Here is a 268-nt window from a genome sequence, read left to right as displayed (position 1 = left end):
TTTTTGAGTTCAGATTTTTGAGATGATTTCGTTTCCATTTGGAAGTTGAATGGTCATTATAACAGCCTTGAAATAAACTTATAGATTAAACATTTGGAAGAGGTGGTGGGGTATTACCTCCTAAAAATATTTTAAGTTCTTCTACATCTTTTATTGCAGCCCAATTGGCCATGCCTTGTTTCCAAACCAAACTATCTTTATTTACGGTTCGGTTTGCAAATAAACTCTTTAGTTGTTCGAAAGAAATTGGACCTGCTTGTTGTCCATT

At 34.0% G+C, this 268-nt stretch carries 1 protein-coding gene; it reads right to left on the bottom strand.

The annotated features are described in order from the left end of the window. Positions 1-85 precede the first annotated feature (85 nt). Positions 86-268: DUF4339 domain-containing protein (locus A9Q93_RS02245; RefSeq protein WP_303685757.1), on the bottom strand; the 183-nt coding region annotated here is incomplete at its 5' end.

The organism is Nonlabens dokdonensis (assembly GCF_002162835.1).
GTDB classification, from domain to species: Bacteria; Bacteroidota; Bacteroidia; order Flavobacteriales; family Flavobacteriaceae; genus Nonlabens; species Nonlabens dokdonensis_B.
The sequence above is the reverse complement of the archived record's forward strand: the minus strand, read 5'-3'. Positions and strand labels throughout refer to the sequence as shown.